At 64.9% G+C, this 13592-nt stretch carries 26 protein-coding genes; 5 read left to right on the top strand and 21 right to left on the bottom strand.

Features of this window, described 5'->3' with window-relative positions:
- The 18 genes from CH278_RS02035 to CH278_RS01950 form a co-directional block, all read right to left on the bottom strand.
- Positions 1-261, bottom strand: coding sequence for a zinc finger domain-containing protein (locus CH278_RS02035; RefSeq protein WP_094621065.1), 261 nt, complete (start codon positions 259-261; stop codon positions 1-3).
- Positions 254-1228, bottom strand: coding sequence for a hypothetical protein (locus CH278_RS02030; protein ID WP_094621064.1), 975 nt, complete (start codon positions 1226-1228; stop codon positions 254-256). The genes CH278_RS02035 and CH278_RS02030 overlap by 8 nt, the downstream gene beginning before the upstream one ends.
- Complete coding sequence (locus CH278_RS02025; protein ID WP_256991799.1) at positions 1218-1730, bottom strand: class I SAM-dependent methyltransferase; 513 nt, start codon at positions 1728-1730, stop codon at positions 1218-1220. Before CH278_RS02025 ends, CH278_RS02030 begins: the two co-directional genes overlap by 11 nt.
- 151 nt (positions 1731-1881) lie before the next feature.
- Positions 1882-2703, bottom strand: a complete 822-nt coding sequence (locus tag CH278_RS02020; RefSeq protein ID WP_143536199.1) for a hypothetical protein — start codon at positions 2701-2703, stop codon at positions 1882-1884.
- Entirely contained in the window at positions 2700-2921 is a 222-nt protein-coding gene (locus CH278_RS02015; protein ID WP_143536198.1) for a hypothetical protein, read from the bottom strand. The genes CH278_RS02020 and CH278_RS02015 overlap by 4 nt, the downstream gene beginning before the upstream one ends.
- Positions 2918-3130, bottom strand: coding sequence for a hypothetical protein (locus CH278_RS02010; protein WP_094621061.1), 213 nt, complete (start codon positions 3128-3130; stop codon positions 2918-2920). Before CH278_RS02010 ends, CH278_RS02015 begins: the two co-directional genes overlap by 4 nt.
- Positions 3127-3489, bottom strand: a complete 363-nt coding sequence (locus CH278_RS02005; protein WP_143536197.1) for a hypothetical protein — start codon at positions 3487-3489, stop codon at positions 3127-3129. Before CH278_RS02005 ends, CH278_RS02010 begins: the two co-directional genes overlap by 4 nt.
- Positions 3486-3818 (bottom strand): hypothetical protein, encoded by a 333-nt coding sequence (locus tag CH278_RS02000; protein ID WP_094621059.1) that lies wholly within the window; start codon positions 3816-3818, stop codon positions 3486-3488. The genes CH278_RS02005 and CH278_RS02000 overlap by 4 nt, the downstream gene beginning before the upstream one ends.
- Positions 3815-4729, bottom strand: a complete 915-nt coding sequence (locus CH278_RS01995; RefSeq protein ID WP_094621058.1) for a hypothetical protein — start codon at positions 4727-4729, stop codon at positions 3815-3817. The genes CH278_RS02000 and CH278_RS01995 overlap by 4 nt, the downstream gene beginning before the upstream one ends.
- Entirely contained in the window at positions 4726-5616 is an 891-nt protein-coding gene (locus CH278_RS01990) for a YqaJ viral recombinase family protein (RefSeq protein WP_094621057.1), read from the bottom strand. The genes CH278_RS01995 and CH278_RS01990 overlap by 4 nt, the downstream gene beginning before the upstream one ends.
- A complete protein-coding gene (locus CH278_RS01985) occupies positions 5613-6056 on the bottom strand; it encodes a WhiB family transcriptional regulator (RefSeq protein WP_094621205.1) in 444 nt (147 codons plus the stop codon). Before CH278_RS01985 ends, CH278_RS01990 begins: the two co-directional genes overlap by 4 nt.
- Positions 6053-6283, bottom strand: a complete 231-nt coding sequence (locus CH278_RS01980; protein WP_094621056.1) for a hypothetical protein — start codon at positions 6281-6283, stop codon at positions 6053-6055. Before CH278_RS01980 ends, CH278_RS01985 begins: the two co-directional genes overlap by 4 nt.
- Complete coding sequence (locus CH278_RS01975; protein WP_094621055.1) at positions 6280-6498, bottom strand: hypothetical protein; 219 nt, start codon at positions 6496-6498, stop codon at positions 6280-6282. Before CH278_RS01975 ends, CH278_RS01980 begins: the two co-directional genes overlap by 4 nt.
- Positions 6495-6707, bottom strand: coding sequence for a hypothetical protein (locus CH278_RS01970; protein ID WP_094621054.1), 213 nt, complete (start codon positions 6705-6707; stop codon positions 6495-6497). The genes CH278_RS01975 and CH278_RS01970 overlap by 4 nt, the downstream gene beginning before the upstream one ends.
- Positions 6704-6934, bottom strand: a complete 231-nt coding sequence (locus CH278_RS01965; protein WP_094621053.1) for a hypothetical protein — start codon at positions 6932-6934, stop codon at positions 6704-6706. The genes CH278_RS01970 and CH278_RS01965 overlap by 4 nt, the downstream gene beginning before the upstream one ends.
- Positions 6931-7158 (bottom strand): hypothetical protein, encoded by a 228-nt coding sequence (locus CH278_RS01960; RefSeq protein WP_094621052.1) that lies wholly within the window; start codon positions 7156-7158, stop codon positions 6931-6933. The genes CH278_RS01965 and CH278_RS01960 overlap by 4 nt, the downstream gene beginning before the upstream one ends.
- 112 nt (positions 7159-7270) lie before the next feature.
- Complete coding sequence (locus tag CH278_RS01955; protein ID WP_094621051.1) at positions 7271-7456, bottom strand: hypothetical protein; 186 nt, start codon at positions 7454-7456, stop codon at positions 7271-7273.
- A 66-nt stretch (positions 7457-7522) separates the two neighbouring features.
- On the bottom strand, positions 7523-7792 hold the full coding sequence (locus CH278_RS01950) for a helix-turn-helix transcriptional regulator (protein ID WP_094621204.1): 270 nt from the start codon (positions 7790-7792) through the stop codon (positions 7523-7525).
- 224 nt (positions 7793-8016) lie between these two features.
- Here CH278_RS01950 and CH278_RS01945 point away from each other — a divergent pair, with 224 nt between their 5' ends.
- The 5 genes from CH278_RS01945 to CH278_RS01925 are packed head-to-tail and all read left to right on the top strand — an operon-like array spanning position 8017 to position 10365.
- Positions 8017-8709 carry a hypothetical protein gene (locus tag CH278_RS01945; RefSeq protein WP_094621050.1) on the top strand — a complete coding sequence of 231 codons (693 nt, stop codon included), beginning with the start codon at positions 8017-8019 and terminating at the stop codon, positions 8707-8709.
- Positions 8710-8725: 16 nt separating this feature from the next.
- Entirely contained in the window at positions 8726-8950 is a 225-nt protein-coding gene (locus CH278_RS01940) for a type II toxin-antitoxin system HicA family toxin (RefSeq protein WP_218828673.1), read from the top strand.
- Positions 8943-9662, top strand: a complete 720-nt coding sequence (locus CH278_RS01935) for a hypothetical protein (protein ID WP_094621048.1) — start codon at positions 8943-8945, stop codon at positions 9660-9662. The genes CH278_RS01940 and CH278_RS01935 overlap by 8 nt, the downstream gene beginning before the upstream one ends.
- Before the next feature lie 53 nt (positions 9663-9715).
- A complete protein-coding gene (locus CH278_RS01930; protein ID WP_094621047.1) occupies positions 9716-10141 on the top strand; it encodes a hypothetical protein in 426 nt (141 codons plus the stop codon).
- The gene (locus CH278_RS01925; protein ID WP_094621046.1) at positions 10138-10365 is read left to right on the top strand and encodes a DUF3263 domain-containing protein; all 228 of its coding nucleotides are present in this window, start codon (positions 10138-10140) and stop codon (positions 10363-10365) included. Before CH278_RS01930 ends, CH278_RS01925 begins: the two co-directional genes overlap by 4 nt.
- Here the strand turns inward: CH278_RS01925 and CH278_RS01920 are convergent.
- Genes CH278_RS01920 through CH278_RS01910 form a run of 3 tightly spaced genes read right to left on the bottom strand, consistent with a single transcriptional unit; the run spans position 10362 to position 13542 of the window.
- The gene (locus CH278_RS01920; RefSeq protein WP_094621045.1) at positions 10362-11750 is read right to left on the bottom strand and encodes a recombinase family protein; all 1389 of its coding nucleotides are present in this window, start codon (positions 11748-11750) and stop codon (positions 10362-10364) included. The genes CH278_RS01925 and CH278_RS01920 overlap by 4 nt on opposite strands.
- A gap of 20 nt (positions 11751-11770) precedes the next feature.
- Positions 11771-12589, bottom strand: a complete 819-nt coding sequence (locus tag CH278_RS01915; RefSeq protein WP_094621044.1) for a ComEC/Rec2 family competence protein — start codon at positions 12587-12589, stop codon at positions 11771-11773.
- Positions 12586-13542, bottom strand: a complete 957-nt coding sequence (locus tag CH278_RS01910) for a ComEA family DNA-binding protein (RefSeq protein WP_080729208.1) — start codon at positions 13540-13542, stop codon at positions 12586-12588. The genes CH278_RS01915 and CH278_RS01910 overlap by 4 nt, the downstream gene beginning before the upstream one ends.
- Positions 13543-13592 lie beyond the last annotated feature (50 nt).

The following is a 13592-nucleotide window of genomic DNA, read 5'->3' as shown; positions in this document are numbered from 1 at the left end:
TCACAGCGGCCTCGTGGTGCGCATCGACGCGTATCCGTCGATCAGCGGTGCGACGTCGGCCTTCTCGGCGTCCTGCATGCGCTGGAGTCGCTCGGCGCGGTTGATCCGAGCGTGGTGTGCCGGGAAATTCTGCAGCTCGTGCATCTGCCCGTCTCGGCCCTTGGTGACGCAGGGTGCGCCCTTGTCGGCACCGCAGTAGCGGCAAGGGATCGTGAGCGCCAGTTCGCGTTGCTGGAGCTGGTCGAGCGATGGCTCACGCATGATCGGCCTCCGCTGGTGTCCGGTCCAGCGATCGCCAGTCCTCGATCGAGAGCGGTTGCACGTGATCGCATTTGACGACCGGGAGGTCGAGCTCCCACAGCTCGCCGGGCTCGATGCGGTTGCCCTGGCCATCACAGAACTCGCAGCTGTCGATCACGGCTCGACGGGTGGCTTTGGCCGATGCGGCGCGCTCCTCGTCGCGTCGGTGCCACTCGGCGTTCGCTCGGCGGTAGTCGCCGCATGCACCGCAGCTGCCGACGGCGGGTTCGTTGATGTGCCTGGGGCATCGAGGTGGGGGTTCGGGACCGATGCTCGCGCGCTGGTGACCTTCCGTACTTACGTAACCACTATTGGAGTATGGAGAGGGTGAAGGAGAGGGAGAGGGAGTAGAGGGGGGTTGCCGAGGGGGTTGATTCGGGGGGTGCGATTCATACTGAATCGGGGGGTCAATCGAGGGATCGAGTACGGGGTGAATCGGGGTATGACCGAGGGGGTAAGTCGCGGGGTCGACCGAGGGTTGAGTGAGTAGCTTCTGGACCATCTCAGACGCCCACCCCTTGAGGTCCGGCATGTCCGTACGGAGCCGAATCAGCTCGTGCACGATGACCTCTCGGAGCGTGTTCGAGGCGACCGCGCTGTGCGCCTTGGCCATCGAGACGCCCATGTGTCGTTGCTTCATCAGGCCGTCGTTGCGGATGAACGAGCGCACGAGCACTTCCTCACTCCCCTCGTCTACGACGATGTACAGCCGGTCCACGAGTTCGGCCGAGCCCGCGTCGAGGCCTGCTAGGGTCCAGCCGTCTGCGAGCTGCAGCATGCGCTTGGGACGCCAATCTGCGACGCCGCAGTACGACAGGCTCGGTGCGGACAGCAGTGTCAGGTAGAGGTGCTGAGCGCGCGTGGTGAGCTTTCGCCAGTCGGGGTCAGACCAGATCGAGGTGAAGATCCGGCCGTGTTCACGCGCCATGAGTGACCTCCTGCGGGTTCGGATTGGGCTCTTTCAGGAACGTCACCCAGTGCGTGCTGGATCGCTTACCGCTGCGATTGCCGATCAGTGGCGAATGCGGTGTCAGTGCGAGGATCTCGGACACGGGGATGTGCGTCTCGTTCCATTTGAAGATCAGGACGCCATGCTCGGCCAGGACTCGGAAGCACTCGGCGAATCCGCGAGCGAGGTCGTCGCGCCATGTGAGTCGGTCGAGAACGCCGTACTTGAGCGCCATGTACGAGTCGATACCGGCGCGCGCGAGATGCGGTGGGTCGAACACCACGACGCGAAATGCCCCGTCAGCGAACGGGAGGGCGCGGAAATCGAGCTGTACATCGGGCGCAACCGTGAGCAGTCGCCCGTCGCATAGCTGATGTTCTTCGGATCGCCTGTCGCCGAACACCACGCGGTTGTCGAGCTTGTCGAAGTAGAACATCCGACTGCCTGACGCAGGGTCGAGTACGAGCTGTTCGCCGCTCACCGCCGCACCCCTTCCAGTGTCCGACGCTCGTACGACCCCTGCGGGTAACCGAGCGCGCGATCAGCGTCGTTCTCGCTCAAGAAGCCCCGAAGCGCCTTTCTGAGCCCGACGATGCCGAGAGCGATTGCGGCAGAGGCGAACAGGAGCAGCATCACTTGCCCCACCCCTCGTTGATCCACCGAGCGGCATAGTCGGTCCACGTCTCGCCATACAGGCCGAACGGATAGGGTTCGACGCCGTACATCGTGTGTTGAGTGCGGCCGGGCCGACCGTAGGGCGCGAGGTAGCCGATGAGGCCCTCGATCGCCTCGCTGTAGCGACCGGGACGGAACCGCGAGAACCAGTCCCGATCGTTGATCGCATGGACCTCGTCCGCGGCTTCGTTGACGACGTCGCGACCGCCCAGTGCCTTGCGCTGCTCCATCGCCGCGTACGGCGAGATGGCACCCGTGATTCTGCGGACCGGCGAGTTGGCCGGAGCGCTCGTGATGATGTCCCTCGGGTTCGCCAGCTCCAGCGTGACCGTGTTGGCCGGCCACTTCCCGTGCGAAGAGTGCAGACCGTAGCCCGGTGCCGGGACGGCCGAGTCACCCTTCGCGCGTGCAGGGTTGGCGATGTTGACGGCGAACGCGACGTCGAGCTTCGTGCCGTTCGCGTTCAGGAGCTCGCCGCGCTGTACCTTCTCGAGGAACCGCGAGACGACGATGCCGCCGAGGCTGTACGAGATCAGACCGACGCGGTTCTTCGTCTCGCGCACCTGCCACGCGAGATCGGCGACGCCGAGGTCGACACTGACATCGAGCGGGTAGGCCCGCTGCCCCGGCAGCCGCCCGATCTCGCCGATGGTGGCCGGGTAGTTGCAGTCGCTCAGGCTGAACTTGGCCACGTTGAGCTTGCGAGCAACCAAGCCGCACATGCCATTGCGGGGACCGGACGTATTCCCGGTCCCCCGTACGGTGATGACGTCTATCACGCGAACACGTCCTCACCGAATGGCACGCGGCGAACCGTCATCGACTTGTCGACCGCGTAACGGAGCGCCTCGATCTCGCTGCCGAAAGGAACCACTCCGCTGCGGTCCGAGTAGTAGGCAATCCAGACGCCCGACTCATTCCAGAAGTTCCCACTGGACACCGCCGCCATCTGCTCGGTCTCCATGTTCTGTTGGCGCGGTTGCTGATTCCACATCACGCAGCCACCAGCCTCGGCCGCAGAAGCTCGGCCTCAACCTGCACGTACTCGCCGAATCGCAAGACGGTAGCCATGTTGCGACCTTCGTCAGAGGAGATCAGATCGAGGCCCGACGAGATCAGCTCGCCGACCTTGATCCATACCTCGCCAGGCTCCTGCCACGTGACCCACACGGGCTCGACGACCTTGAGGATGCGGGGCCGCTTCACGCGTCACCGCCGGAGAACTGCGGGCCGGTCGCTTTCGAGATCGAGGTGACGTTCTCGGCCTCGCCTTCGGACTCCTGCTCCTCGTCCGGGTCGGCCACCTTGCCTTCGCCGTCGATCATCGAACCCTGGCCGTCCTCGGGATCGTTGACCCGCTTGCTGATTCCCTCGACAACGCGGATCACCTTGACAGTCGCCGTGACCCGCTGGCCCTCGTCGGCCATCTCTCGCTCGAGATGGGACGTCACGCGGCCGCGCACGGTGTAGGTCACCTCGTCGCCGATGTCGGGCAGCTCGAACGACTCGCTGGACAGACCCGCAAACTTGATACGGCCCTCTTCGATCATGGGGTTTGCGCTCACTGCTGTTCTCCTGTCGATGGGGTGAGGTTGAGCCATTCGATTGCGCGTTCTGCGACGTACTCCCAGACGCCTTCCGGTGCGGTGCCGAACGGCAGTCCGCGATGTGCCCGATTCCATGAGCCCCGCAGGACGGCGGCGAGCTGGACTGCCTCCTGCGCTACTTCGAGCTCGATGTCGTCCTGTTGCTTGAGGTGGGCGAGAATTCCGGCGCCGATTTTGGTGAGGTCTCGCAGCGTCTCGACGCTGGCGATCTGGCCGTACATGAGAGAGGCACTGACGTCGTCGCGCTCTGCAGCCAGCTTCGCGTTGTCGAGCGCGTCGGCGGTCATGACTGCAGCTCTCGGAGTGCCTGTGCCGCCTCGTCGAAGTTCAGATCGGACGGCAGCTCGAGATCCCTGTTGAACAGGTTGCCGAGCCACGCGAGCTGCGTGTCGAGATCGTCCATGACGGCCTTGCGAAACGCCTGCTGCAGTGCCGCCTGCTGATCCTCGGTGCTGGGCTTGACCTCGGTCTGTTCCGGTTCTGGTGCCGCATCCGAGGGCGATTCCTCGTCGATGGTCGGGCCGGAGGGATTGTCGACGCCGAGCTTGTCGCGCAGGCCTTCGATTCCCTTCGGGGCAGGCTTGTCCACGCGCTCCGAGCTGGCCTGAACGGCGCGCTCGTCTTCGAGGTCTTCCTTCGAGTACGGCATGCCCATGAGGACGTCGGGAGCGGCTCGGCGGCAGGCGTCGGCCAAGGCCTTGGCGTAGAGCATGCCGCGGGGGTCGGTCTTGTACTTCGTGTTCCCGGCGACGTATCCGGCCTGAGTGGCCAGCTCGATCGTCCAGGTGACCTCCTCCCAGTTCTCCGAGCCCGCGTGACGCGCGCGCACGGTCGCCGACTTCGTTGTGCTCTCGACGGTTTCGACCTCGTGACCCTTCGAGATCAGCAGTGCGCGCATCGCGCGGGCGTACATGCCGGGCACCCCGTGCACTGTGAAGATGTTCTGCAGCGATGTAAGGGGATTCCAGCCGAGCTGCTGCCCGTGATAGATCGCGATCGCAGCTTCCTTCCGACCGGCGCGCTGGCGACCCTTGGCGTCCTTCTGCCCGTCGTACGCCTGCACGGTCGTGTGGATCATCGACGCGAGGACATCGGCGGACTTCAGTGCCGCCACATGCGCTTCGAGATTCTCGGCGACGGTCATCATGGCCGGCGCGATTGCGTTGGCGGGTGCGTTGTAGGTATCGAGTTCAGTCATGCTGCGTCGCTTCCTTTGATTGATCCGAGGTCGAGCTTCGTGTTGGCGTAGAGCGAGACCGAGTCACCGCGGCCGGGCCGACGATCGGCCACCTTCTGGCCGTTGCACATCGCGTACTGGGCGTTGCCCATCGCGTCGAGCATCCGAGATTTGAGACCGGTCAGGGTCTTGGTGGTCTGCTTGAGTTCGCTCGTCCAGCTCAGGTAGGCCAGAGCGAGTTCGTTGTCGAGTTCGACTGAGCTGCCGTCGATCTCGGGGTGCAGCTTTCTGACTGCCTCGTACGTCGAGACCGAGTCGTCCAACGGCGGTGGCTGATTTCTGACTAGGGATTCATGCCAGAAGTACGCCTTCTCGAGGATGACCTTTGCAATGCGTTCGTCGTACTCGATGTCGTAGATCCGAGGCATGCCGTACTGCGGCCAGAGGACGATGTTCGCCGTGTCGTGCCAGCCGGTGATGAATTGCTGCCAGATCACCTGAGCCGCATAGTCGGCCGGGCACTCCCCCGAACCGTCGTCGCCCCACTCGGCGAGATCACGTGCGGTCTTGACCTCGACGACGCGGCGCTTGCTTCCACGGGATCCACGACGGTCGATGGTGGCCGCATTGGCGAACGCGAGATCCTTGCGTGAGTACTGGACCTCTTCGCGCGAGAGACGCCAGCCCGGGTTGCGCAGCTTCCAGAACTCCGACGCGGCCAGCTCGGCGGCGTGACCGTAGTCGTAGTTCTCCTGCTTCGCCTCCGAGATGGTCTCGGTGATGTTGCCGGCCATCTGGTGCCAGAGCGCGAACTGAGAGGTCCAGCGCGAGATGCCCAGGATGCCTGGAATTTTGGACGCGGTGATGGTGCGCAGCCACTCGGGTGAACCGGGTACCAGTGTGGTCATACCGCCACCTCCGCTTGCCGCTTGCGGTAACGCATCAGCTCTCGGTCTCGGCACACCTGACGTTTGTGAACCTTGAGCTCACGGGCTATCTCGAGCGCCGACCAACCGGCCGCAGTCAGCCGTGCGACTTGCTCGATCCTGAGGTCGCGTTCGTCATCGCCTCTGCGTCGCTTGGATATCGGACGATTGGCTACGGCTGCGACAGCCTCGAATGACGTTCTCCGAGTCTTGTAGTGGTGGCTGAAATTGTGTCCAGCCCACACTCCGAACAAGTCGCCGGGGGTCATCTGTAGTGCCTCGCGGGCGCAGTCGGTGATCACGGGGCAGGTCCGGCAGATCGCCTTTGCTCGCTTTGCAGCCTCAGGGTCGGCCGGAAAGAACAGTTCCGGGTCGACGGTTCGGCAGGTCGCGCTCGTCACCCATTCGGGAGTCTCGGTCATGACGCCGCCCACCCGATGACGCCGATCGCGATTGCAGCAGCCAGTAGCAGGAAAACCGTTGCAGGCGTGAGGGTGCAGTCGTCGGCGACGGGCAGGTGGTCGGTTGCCTCGTACGGGTCGGTGTCGGCCTCGGTGTACGTCGTTCCGGTGGTGCCGGCCGCAATGTCCTCGGTCAGCTGTGGACGCTCGTACGGAACCCACCAGGGCTCGCGAATGGTCTCGATCATGCGGCACGCTCCGCTCGAACCGAGATCTCGTCGCCGAACACGATGGCCTTGAGCCCACCGCTGAGGGTGACGATCCACTTACCGCCGCGGCGCGTGCGCTCGGCGTTGATCAAGGCGCGGGCACGGAGAGCAGCTGGGCTGGTGGGCATTTCGTGATTGCCGATGCGAGCAAGGCAGATTACCTCGCGGTCGGACTGAGGAATTGTGAGGATCACCAGGTCACCCCCTGAGCTTCGAGCTTCTCCAGCTCGTCTGCGATGGCGGTGTATTCCGCGGCGTGCTCACGGCAGACCGCGATCGAGTCCTTGCCGAAGAGCGACAGGTTCATCCACGTGCCACCGCCCTGTGCGCCCTTGACGTCTGCGCGAATCATCTGCTGACCACCCGTCCGCACCTTCGTGACGAGGATGTCGATGTCGGTCATGCGATCTGCCCTTCTGTGCTGTGGGCGGGGAGCGGTAATGTGCCGCCCCCCGCCGTGATCCCCGCGCCAACATGCGAGACGCATGAGTCAGCGGGGAGGTGGAGCCCGGCCAGCGGTTCCGGTGTGTCGGCAGGAGCGCCACCGCTGGCCGGGAGTGCGAAGTCGAGGATCGCGTCGATGAAACCGGCGACGAACTTCTCGACGAGATCTGTTGTGGGAGCGCTCATGCGGAGCGCATCCCCTGCGCGTGGGCCGCATCCATCTTGTCGGCCATCTCGCGCAGAATCTGAGCTTGCTGGAGTAGGCAGATCGGGTTGCTGCCAGGGACGGCGACGATCTGGCCGAAGGCGCGTTCCGGGTTGTCGGGGTCCGGTCCTATACCGACAATGGTCGTCGCGTAGCGGAAGGTGTCCGTCACCTTCTGCAGCTGTGCCATCTGCTCGGGGCTCATCAGATCAGCCCCGCAGTCTGCGACGCGGCGAAGAGGATGCCGAGCAGTAGGCCGGCAAAGATCAGGCGGGGACGGAGGTACTGGACGGCCGTCACGGGAGCGCGATGCTGGCTCATGCCGCACCCCGACTCTGACGATCGGTCGAGCGGACGAAGTTGCGGACCACGTCGTACTGCTCGGAGCTGAGCGGCACCTTGTGGGTCTGCTCGACCTTGGCGAGCCATGCTTCCTCGGCGGGCGTGAACACGGCCCCCGCGAGAGGCTGGCTATTCGCCGCCCGGTCGGTACTCTGATACATGGATTTCCTTTCGAGGTGATTGGTTGGTCCAGAGCCGCTGCCTGTTCCCGCAGGTAGCGGCTTTTTCTATGCCAGGATTGCCTGACTCATGGAATGTGCGGCATGTGCCACTGGAGGCAAAACGTCACCCTCCTCGGCGTCGAACAAGTCCTCCCACGGGACTCCGAGGCGAGCCGCGATCGCGACTCCCAAGTCCTCCTTGATCGTGCGGAGCTTGCCGGTCTCGATCAGGTAGATGGTGCTCTGAGTCCGCCTGACGAGAAACGCAAGCTCGCGCTGACTGAAGTGACTCTGCATACGCCAGCGCCGGATCTTCCCGCCGTCCTTGACTCGCATCCAGACCTCCTTTCGTTGAACTGGTGGGCGCTTCTTCGCTCGCGTAGCCATCTTGCTCTCCAATCGTTGCGGTGACAAGTGGATCATGCGCCATGTGTCACCTACTCGTCAAGCCGACGAGTGGTAAACCTCCACGTGAGCGCCCAATGGCGCATGATTCACTTGTCACGCATCATTTCCCGCAGACTTATACGAGTGACGACCAGAGAGGGAGAGTTCGCCGCATGACAAACAGGCCATCCCTGACGGAGCTAGTCGAGACGGCGGCGAAGCGTCACAACGACGCGTCCGGTCGGAGACTCGCTGAGATCGCGCAGGCAGCGAAGCATGACCTCTCCCACGCAACCCTGAACCGGATCCGCACCGGCAAGTACAAATCACGCCCGTCGGACGCAACGCTCGAGGCGATCGCATTTCTCGCGGGCGTCGATAACGGAGTCGCGTATACCGCTGCGGACGCGGAACTCGAGGTGGGTAGTGATGGGCCGGAGACTGCAGCCGCGGATCGACGCAGGAGACGGCTCGCTTTGGACCTGGCGCTGAGCGCTGACTGGCTGGTGTGGTTCGTGTCGAATCTCGACCCAGACGCCCCGCTGGATATCGACAACATTGTCGATGCCGTCGATTCACACATCACGAATGCCGTGGATCTCGCCGAGGACATCTTCGGAGGACACGAGGCGCTCAGTGCTGCCAAGGATCGTGAGATCTCCCGCACCGAGCAGATTGCCGAATTCCGTCGACACGCACATGCAATGGGCGTCAGGGCCTCTTCCTTGAATCGGCGAAATCAAGGAGCACAGCCTGACTACGACCTCGCTCGACGTAAAGGCGAGACCGAGTCGGAGTGGCGACGCCGGACCGAGATACAACCCGAAGACGAATCTCAGGCCGAATCGCGGCTCGATGGGAACTAACTACAGGTTTCCATCCATGAAGGCGATCAAACTGCTCTCGATTCTCAAGTCGCTGGGCTACCGCTCCGTGGCCAAGAGCGGCCCGGGAAGTCATACTTGGCTGGAAGCCGAGGGCCGTCCAAGAATTCGATGGGCGTTTCACAACAAAGTCTCGCTCGCGCCAGGTCTGGTGCGCTCGGTGCTCATGAAAGAAGCTGGTTTGACGTTCGATGAGGCAAGGGAGGCGGTCGAGAATGGATAACCTCCATATCGTCTACACCTCCTACGGCAGTGACTACGGCTGGGCTATCAGCTCACCGCAAATTCCCGAGCTGATCGGTGGCCGCAAGACCATCGACGAGTTGCTCCGTGACACCGAAGACATCCTCCGTTTCGCAGGTGTCTCAAGCTATGGACGCCTGTGGCGTCACGAACAGATCGCGACAGAGGATCCGCACGGAAACGAGTACCTGATTCGGTGGCTCGTGGACGATCAGGTGTCCGACGATGACGCCGACGACCCCATGTCTCGATCAAGCACTGCCGGCCGCTTGCTCTCCTCCGCGCAAAAGGGGTACCCGGAGTACCTCCTCCGACGCCAGCCTCAGCTGATCACCGGCGAGCGCCTGTTAATAGCCGTCATGGCTTACGACACAATCGGATACTGCATGGACCAACTTGAGGACGGCCAAGGCGCAATCATCGCGCTGCATCGAGGAGAGGATGCGATCTACTCCGTTCCGCTCGGGATCTCAGCAGGCCTCGACGGGTGGACGTGGGAGCTGGAAGACCTCGGATTGACTCGCGACGATCTGGTGACCACCACCGTCGACAGGGTGCTCGATTGGGAAGCCAACCGACTCGGATCGCGCAGTGACGCGCTGAAGATTCACGCGCTCACCCTTCCGCCCTCACGGATACCAAAAGGCGAGATGGTTCATCTCAACCCGATTGGCAGCAGAGAATTACACTAATGTAATCCCAGCTCAGAGCCGTTTCTGTCGGTACCGGTCGTTACCGTTCGATCATGACCTGGCACCCGTGGCGGCACCTGCGAGACCACCATCCGCATCTGCACGTGACCTACCCCGACGGCGGCACCGGATGCCTCGGTCGGTGGACGAACGGCGGCATCGAGATCAACGCCAGCTCGAATCAGCGTGAGCGTCGGTGCACCCTCACGCACGAGCTGGTCCACGTCGAGCGCGGCCCGGTCCCCCACGATCTCCGTCTCGCGATGCGCGAAGAGGAGACGGTCGAACGGATCTCGGCCGAGCGCCTGATCGAGATCGACTCACTTGTCGACGTGCTCGCCTGGAATCGGTACCGCGTCGACGACGAGACGGCCGAGGAGCTGTGGGTCGACCTGGCCACCCTGCTGACGCGGGTCAAGAACCTCGACGACGACGAGCGCGCGTACATCGATCGCGAGCTGGAACGGAGGCAGCCATGACGCCGCAGCAGATGGAGATATTGGCATTCGAAAAGCGTTGGTACACAGCGCAAGGCTCGAAGGAGGCCGACATCACCGAGCAGTTCTCGATGTCGCCGGTTCGGTACTACCAGCTCCTCAACCGACTGCTCGACGATCCGGACGCGCTGCGAGCCGACCCGGTCCTCGTAAAGAGGCTCCGTCGGATCCGCGACTCCCGTGCGCAAGTGCGCCGCGCCGGCTAGATGAACGTCAGGCGCACGGACTCCGGATCGAAGTGCCGACTGGCCGTGGTCTTGCGCAGCAGCTCGACCTTGACGACGGCCCGGACGAGAGCGCGCTTGGGCTCCCAGTCGGCCGCGTCCCACTTCACTCGGGCATCGGGACCGGCGAACGCAGCGACGATGGGCGGCAGCACGAGGGATCGAGCACGGCGCTCTGCGGCCGCGATCTGCGGCAGGAGCTTCGCCTCGACGCGGGCCAGCGCCGACGCACTGAGCGCACCGTCTGCGGCCTGGTCCGTGAACGAGTCCAGGCGCTGGCGCAGCGACCGCGATTCGGCGAGCGCGTCCGCCCCCTCGGTCGACGTCGTGTTCAGCAGTTCGAGAATGTCCGGCTTCTCCAGGCGGCGCACCACCGCCTCACCGACGAGCTTGTCGACGTGAGTGGTGCGACGGGTGACGCAGAACCCCTCACGGCAGACGTACGTGTCGTAGCCGCGGTTCTTCGCGCGATTCACCTTGCCGCCGCAGACGCCGCAGAGCGCGATGCCGGTGAGCAACCAGGCGGGCTTGCGGCCCGTCGTCGAGCTGCGAGACGGGTCGGACAGCAGAGCGAGGATCGCGTCGTGGTCGGCCTGCGAGATCAGCGGCTCCCATGTCGCCGGTCCGGTCACCGTGCCCTTGTGCACTCGCAGCGCGGCGTACGTCGGCGACTCCGCAATCTTGCGCATCGTGATCGGGTTCCACTTCACGGCCTTGCCCTCGCGGTCCGGCCTCGGTCCGGGGATCCCGCGCGCGTCGAAGTCCTTGCAGATCGCGTACAGCGCCTCGCCCTCGAGCAACCGTCGGACGATCTCCCGCACGTGCGGGGCCGTCACCTCGTCGGGCACACGCGCCATGGACTCGCCGGTCTCCGGGTCGCGCAGGATGCGGTAGCCGTAGGGCAGCTTCCCGTGCGGCTTGCCCGCGGCCGCATTCGCCCTGACGCCGCGCAGGACTCGCTCCCGGGTCTGCTCGGCCTCCTTCTCGGACAGCAGCGCATCGAGGCCCGTGGTGAACCGGTCGTCGCCGCGCGTGAGGTCGTATGTCCGACCCGAGTACGACCAGAGCACACCGCGCTCGGCGCACAGATCACGGAGCTGGACGTAGGCCTTGAGGTCACGCTGCGCCCGCGAGGCCTCCCACGTCACCAGTACGTCGCCGGGCTGCAGTGCGCGCTCCAGGTCGCGGTACGCCGGCCGATTCTTACCCGACCACCGAGACGCGCCCGTGTCGTTGTCCGTGAGCACCTCTGCCACGTCCCAGCCCTCGTGAGCGCACACCTCGCGGCACTCGGCCTCCTGCTCCACCACGGAGCGGCCACGGCCTGACGGATCGGACGAGACGCGGGTGTACAGGATGGCTCGCATGCGGCCAGAGATTACTCTGCCTATCCGACAGTTTCCCCCGACACCGCCGTCAGATGCGTCAAGCCCGCGGCTCGGAAGTTCTCGACTACCTGCTCGTCCAATCGTGAGACATCGCCCACGACGAGGCCCGGCAGTAGACCTGCCCGGTCCGACGGGAGCGAATTCTGCGCCACGTCTGCCAGATTCGAGCGAAACGAGCCCGCCGCCGACGAGACCGGTCCGGGCTCACCTACTGCCACCGGCGGACCGGTCGTTCGGATGACGGCCACGGTCATATCGGACCTGGTGGGCACCCCGAGCCGGCCTCGGACCGTGATCTGCTGGCCCGGAAGTAGTGCCGACCATGTCGACTCCGGCGCCACGATCGATACCCGGCCGCCGACGTAGAGCGCCTCGCCGCCGACATCGACGCGGGTCATCTCCGCCTGCAACATCACCATCCGCGGCCCGGGCGCGGGTAGGCGTCGCGGGTCTTCTTCGAGATCGACCACTGCCGTGATCCATGCCCGATTCTGCGCGGCCGCAGCCACTGGATGCTCCGCCACTGAGCGCATCTGAAGCCAGATCGCACCGCCGAAACACAACGCCACGACGATCACCGCGGCCGCCCCGGACCACACGTGTCTCGCAGTGTCCGCTCGACCCGTCGAGATCCTTTGCAGCACAACGGCTCCCAGCACCACGATCGCGCACGTCACCACCGTGGCCGTCACCGCCGCGCTCGGACCGGCGAGAATACCGGTCGCAGTGATAGACCAGGATGCCGCCGCCGCCGGAATCAGGCGGATGTCGAAAGGAACTGGTTCCTCGGAGTCCGTCGACGACGGCACCCCGGTCACGAGACTCGGACCAGGTCGCGAATCTTGGTGAGCCGGCCCGGGCCGATACCGTCGACCTCGGCGAGCTGATCGACCGATACGAAGCGGCCGTTCGTGTCTCGCCAGCTCACGATCGACGTTGCCGTCACCGGTCCCACACCGGGCAGCGCATCCAATTCTGCGACCGTGGCCGTATTGAGGTCCACTGCTCCGCCGGCGGCAGGGCCCGCCTGGTCCGTCGTCGAACCGGCAACTCCGCCCGGCCCTGCATCCTGACCCGACGTGGTGCCGCTGACCGGAGGGGCCGCCGGAGCCGGCACCAGCCCCACGACGATCTGATCGCCGTCCGACACCCGAGCTGCCATGTTCAGCGCCAACAGATCGGCACCCTCCACAGCCCCTCCCGCTGCGGCCAAAGCGTCGGCGATGCGCGAGCCCGGTTGCAGCCGAACGAGACCGGGATGCGCGACGAGTCCGACGACACTGACGACAAGTTCTGTTTCCGCGACCGGTGCCGTGCCGGCCGTCTTGTCCGGCGACCGGCCCACCGACCCGGATTCGGACATCGCCGAGTCCGGCGCGCGGGTATCGGCGGCGTCGGTGGAGACCACCGCCAGTGGTGGTGCGGGCGCAGGCGTCGGCGCATCTCGAAACACCGCGAAGCCGGCGACGAGGACCACGAACACACCCGCCGCCGCCAACGCCTTCACACCGGGTCGGCCGGGATCCACCCGCGCGAATCGCCACCGCTGCGGTAGCAACGACGACCATGGTGATTCGGGACGCTGCGCGGCAGGAAGCAGCCACTCCGGATCGGGACGCACGACGCCGTCCTGTGGTTGCCCGATCGGCGGCTCGCCCTGGGGATCATCGAATTCGTCGACTCGGCGCGGCTCGGCGCGCGCGGAATCATTCTGCCTCCGCACGGAATTCAATCGTGCCACCGTGTGTGCCCGATCGTCGTCGCCGCCCATGTCTCAGGACGCTAGCGCCTTCCGGACGAACCCGACCGGGGCGAACGGTG

This window comes from Rhodococcus sp. 05-2254-5, from assembly GCF_002258575.1.
GTDB lineage: Bacteria > Actinomycetota > Actinomycetes > Mycobacteriales > Mycobacteriaceae > Rhodococcoides > Rhodococcoides fascians.
The sequence above is the reverse complement of the archived record's forward strand: the minus strand, read 5'-3'. Positions and strand labels throughout refer to the sequence as shown.